Origin of the sequence: Saccharomonospora iraqiensis subsp. paurometabolica YIM 90007 (assembly GCF_000231035.2) — a bacterium.
GTDB lineage: Bacteria > Actinomycetota > Actinomycetes > Mycobacteriales > Pseudonocardiaceae > Saccharomonospora > Saccharomonospora paurometabolica.
This window is the reverse complement of record NZ_KI912228.1, coordinates 4,020-8,010: the sequence shown is the minus strand read 5'-3', so window position 1 is coordinate 8,010 and position 3,991 is coordinate 4,020. Positions and strand designations below refer to the sequence as shown.

General features: G+C 72.8%; 3 protein-coding genes and 2 pseudogenes. 1 reads left to right on the top strand and 4 read right to left on the bottom strand.

Going from position 1 to position 3,991, the window contains the following annotated elements; genetic code table 11:
• The 3 genes and pseudogenes from SACPADRAFT_RS32590 to SACPADRAFT_RS0209675 form a co-directional block, all read right to left on the bottom strand.
• Positions 1-197, bottom strand: a pseudogene (locus SACPADRAFT_RS32590) (hypothetical protein); the annotation flags it as partial.
• Positions 194-1,585, bottom strand: coding sequence for a M16 family metallopeptidase (locus tag SACPADRAFT_RS0209680; RefSeq protein WP_007026793.1), 1,392 nt, complete (start codon positions 1,583-1,585; stop codon positions 194-196). The pseudogene SACPADRAFT_RS32590 and the gene SACPADRAFT_RS0209680, both read right to left, overlap by 4 nt.
• A complete protein-coding gene (locus SACPADRAFT_RS0209675; RefSeq protein WP_007026792.1) occupies positions 1,582-2,868 on the bottom strand; it encodes a M16 family metallopeptidase in 1,287 nt (428 codons plus the stop codon). Before SACPADRAFT_RS0209675 ends, SACPADRAFT_RS0209680 begins: the two co-directional genes overlap by 4 nt.
• Positions 2,869-2,904: 36 nt before the next feature.
• On the opposite strand from SACPADRAFT_RS0209675, the gene SACPADRAFT_RS0209670 reads away from it, so the two are divergent.
• Positions 2,905-3,738 carry an SDR family NAD(P)-dependent oxidoreductase gene (locus tag SACPADRAFT_RS0209670; protein ID WP_007026791.1) on the top strand — a complete coding sequence of 278 codons (834 nt, stop codon included), beginning with the start codon at positions 2,905-2,907 and terminating at the stop codon, positions 3,736-3,738.
• Here SACPADRAFT_RS0209670 and SACPADRAFT_RS0209665 read toward each other — a convergent pair.
• A pseudogene (locus tag SACPADRAFT_RS0209665) lies at positions 3,722-3,991 on the bottom strand (RDD family protein); the annotation flags it as partial. The gene SACPADRAFT_RS0209670 and the pseudogene SACPADRAFT_RS0209665 sit on opposite strands and share 17 nt — an antisense overlap.

The following is a 3,991-nucleotide window of genomic DNA, read 5'->3' as shown; positions in this document are numbered from 1 at the left end:
GCGCGCACGGTGTCCTCCGCGCGCACGGTGTCCTCCGGGACCGGGCTGCGGCCCCGGTCGTCCACCGGAACCACCCGCGCCCAGGGCCACCGCGCGCGGAGCCGCTCCGGGTCGCCGCGCAGCGTCTCCTGCCGGTCGGCGGTCGAGCGGGACAGCGCCGGATCCGCACCCAGCCGGAAGGGTGTCGCCGCGCTCATTCCCGGTCCACCGTCACCCCACCGAGCGCTTCCAACCGGGGGGCGAGCACGTCGGCATCGCCCACCACGACGCCGGTGAACCGGCTCGGGGCGAAGAACGTGAGCGCGGCCTCGGCGACCTCCTCCGTGGTCACCCGGGCCACCCGGGCCGGGTGTTCGAGCAGCCACTCGACGCCCAGCCCCACGACCGCGAGGGAGGAGAGCTGGTTGGCCAGCCCCGCCTGCGACGACGACCCGATCAGCAGCGACCCGATGGCGTACTGGCGCACGGATTCGACGTCGTCGTCCGTCGGCGGCACCAGGCCGAGCCTGCCGAGTTCGTACCGGGTCTCCAGCAGCGCCGCCGCGGTGACGTCGCTGGCGGTGTCGGCCTCCACCTGCACCGTCGCCCCGGTGCCGGTGAACTCGAAGCCGGAGTGCGCCCCGTAGGTGTAGCCCTTGTCCTCGCGGAGGTTCTCCACCAGCCGGGACGAGAAGTATCCGCCGAGCGTGAGGTTCGCCAGTTGCAGCGCGGGGTAGCGCGGGTCGGTCCGGGGGACGGCCTGCGCGGAGAGCCGGATCTGCGACTGCACGGCGCCGGGCCGGGGCACCAGCAGCACGTCACCCGCCTGGAGGTGCGGCAGTGCGGGCAGCTCGGCCGCATTGCGGTCGCTGCTCCAACCCCGCAGGGCCTGCTCGACGTCCGCCACGACGGTGTCCGGATCGAAGTCGCCGACCAGCACCAGCGTCGAACCACCCGGCAGCACCGCGGCGGCGTGCAGGGCGCGCACCGCCTCCGGGGTCACGGCCGCCACGTCCTCGGCGTGCGGGATCTCCCGGGTGTACGGGTGGTCGCCGTACCGGTGCCGCTGCAGCGCCTCCCGCGCGATCACGCGGGGTTGTGTGCGTGCGACGGCCAACCGCTCGGCGATGCGGTCCGCCTCCCGGGCGACCTCGGCGTCCGGGTGGGACGCCTCGGTGAGCACGTCGGCGAGCACGTCCAGCAGCGTGGGCAGGCCGGAGGCCAGGGCGCTGCCGGAGAGTCCGAGGTGCTCCGGGTCGACCATCGCGCCGAGCTCACCGCCGATCAGCGCCAGGTCGGTGTCGATGGCCACCCGGTCGCGGCGCCGGGTCCCGGTCAGCAGGGTCTCCGCGAGCACCTCCGCCGTGGCGGGGTGCAGCGGGTCGTCCCCGGCGAACGGGATGGTCAGCCGCATCTCCACCATCGGCACGGTCTGCTTGCGCACCGCCAGGACGCGCAGCCCGTTCGGCAGCACCGTGTCGGTGTGCGCGAGGTCGGCCGCGGCGCGCTGTCCGCCGAGGCCGGGGACCTCGCGGGGACCGGTGGCGGTGCGGCCGATCGCGTCCGCGTCGCGGTGTCGGGAACCGGTCGTGTCGGTCGCGCTCACTGGGTACCTCCCTGGTCGGGCTCCACCACGAGCACCGCGCGCGAGTCGGGGCGCAGCGCCTTCGCGGCCTCGGACACCTGCGTCGCCGTCACGGCCGCGATCCGTTCGGGCAGCTCGTACACCAGCGCGGCGTCGCCGTGCAGCAGCTCCATCGAGCCCAGCGCGAGAGTGCGGGAGACCAACCGGTCGTGGTCGGAATGCAGGTTCGCGCTCCACCGCGCGGTCACCTTCGCCAGCTCCGCCTCCCCCGGCGGGGTCGCGGCGAGCTCGCCGAGCTCCGCGTCGAGGGCGCCGAGTACGGTCTCCGGGGCCACGTCCGGTGCGTGGACGGCCGTCACCGAGAACGTGTCCGGGTCCCGTGCCTCGAACGGACCGAACAGCCCCGCGCCCGCGTTGATGTCGGTGACCAGCGGCTCCCGGTGCACCATGCGCTGCTGCAACCGGGAGGAGTCCCCGTCGGTGAGCACCCCGGCGAGCACCAGGTTGGCCAGGTAGCCGTCCAGCTCGTTGACCGGGTCGGGCATCCGGTAGCCGACGGCCAGTGCGGGCAACGGCGCGTGCGGGTCGGTGTGCGTGGCGCGCAGCTCCGAGTCCGGCGCCGGTTCCGCGAACGAGGGACGGTGCGGCCGCGGCCGTGCGGGTACGTCCCCGAAGTGTTTGTCCACCAGCTCCCGGGTGCGGTCGACGTCGAGGTCGCCCGCCACGGTCAGCACCGCGTTGGCCGGGGCGTAGTAGGTGTCGAAGAAGGCCGCGCAGTCGTCCAGGGTGGCCTGTTCGAGGTCGGTGAAGTCACCGTAGCCGTTGTGCGCGTTCGGGAACGTCGAGTACAGCACCGGAGGGAGCAGGATCCACGGGAACCCGCCGTAGGGCCGGTTCAGCACGTTGAGCCGGATCTCCTCCTTGACCACGTCGATCTGGTTCGCGAGGTTCTCCCGCGTCAGCTTCGGCGCGCGCATCCGGTCGGCCTCGAGGAACAGCGCGCGCTCCAGCGCCGCCGACGGCAGCACCTCGAAGTAGTCCGTGTAGTCCGGATGGGTGGATCCGTTGAACGTGCCGCCGCTGCTCTGCACGTGCCGGAAGTGCGCGAGTTTCTCGAGACTCTCGCTGCCCTGGAACATCAGGTGCTCGAACAGGTGCGCGAACCCCGTGCGTCCCTCCGGTTCGGAGCGGAAGCCCACGTCGTAGTGCACGCTGACACCGACGACCGGCGCCGTCGGATCCGGCGCGAGCACGACCCGCAGGCCGTTGTCGAGGGTGAATCGATGTAACTCGGAGACGGCCATGGCCACACCCTACGGGTACTCTCACAGGCAGGGGTTATGAGACCACTCAGCGAGCAGACCATCCTCGTCACCGGCGCCACCGACGGCCTCGGCAGGCACCTGGTACGCGAACTCGCGGCCCGGGGCGCCCGGATGATCGCGCACGGCCGCAGTGCGGACAAGCTGCGCGACCTGCGGGACGAGACCCGCGCGAACAGCGGGGCCGAGGTGGAGTCCGTGCGGGCCGACCTGTCCGATCTGCACCAGGTCGAGCGCCTGGCCCGGGAGATCCGGCAGCGGTACGAGCGGATCGACGTGCTGGTGAACAACGCCGGAATCGGCACCGGGTCCGATCCGACGGTCCGGCGGGAGAGCGTGGACGGCATCGAACTCCGTTTCGCGGTGAACTACGTGGCCGGTTACCACCTCACCCGCAGGCTCCTGCCGCTGCTGCGCGCCCCCGCCCGGATCGTCAACGTCGCCTCGGCGGGGCAGCAGGAACTGTCGTTCAGCGACCTCCAGTGCCGTCGGCAGTACAGCGGGGCCTCGGCGTACATGCGCAGCAAGCTCGCCCAGGTGATGTTCACTTTCGACCTCGCGGAGGAACTGCGCGGAAGCGGCATCACGGTCAACGCTTTGCACCCGGCGACATTCATGGACACCTCGATGGTGCGCCAGTCCGGGCGGACCCCGGCCAGCACCGTCGCCGACGGGGCGGCCGCGACGCTGCGGCTGATCTGCGGCGAGGACGTCGAGGGGGTGACGGGCCGGTTCTTCAACGGTACCGAGGAGTCCGAGCCGCACCCGCAGGCGTACAAACGCAACGCCCGGGCCCGGTTGCGCGAACTCACCGACGAACTGATCGCCGACGCACTCAGCCGGGAGGCGTGAACGGCCCGGACCGTTGGCTGTCCGCGGTGTCCCGGTGACCGGGGTCCCCCTGCCCGGCGTCGTCGGCGGCGCCCCCGTGGGCGACGCCGCCGTGGGACACACCGCCGTGGGATACACCGCCTTCCGGAGCGGGATCACCCGGCGGGACGGCGGACGGATCCCGTGCGGAGACGCCCCGGGCACGGGCGCGGTCCCGGCGTTCGGCGAGCACCGCGGCCAGGTAGGCCCACGTCGGCACCCCCGGCGGCACCGG

What these genes read in the sequence shown, in the direction of transcription:
- SACPADRAFT_RS0209675 (WP_007026792.1), bottom strand. Translation starts at nt 2,868, where the DNA reads ATGGCCGTCTCCGAGTTACATCGATTCACCCTCGACAACGGCCTGCGG.
- SACPADRAFT_RS0209670 (WP_007026791.1), top strand. Translation starts at nt 2,905, where the DNA reads ATGAGACCACTCAGCGAGCAGACCATCCTCGTCACCGGCGCCACCGAC.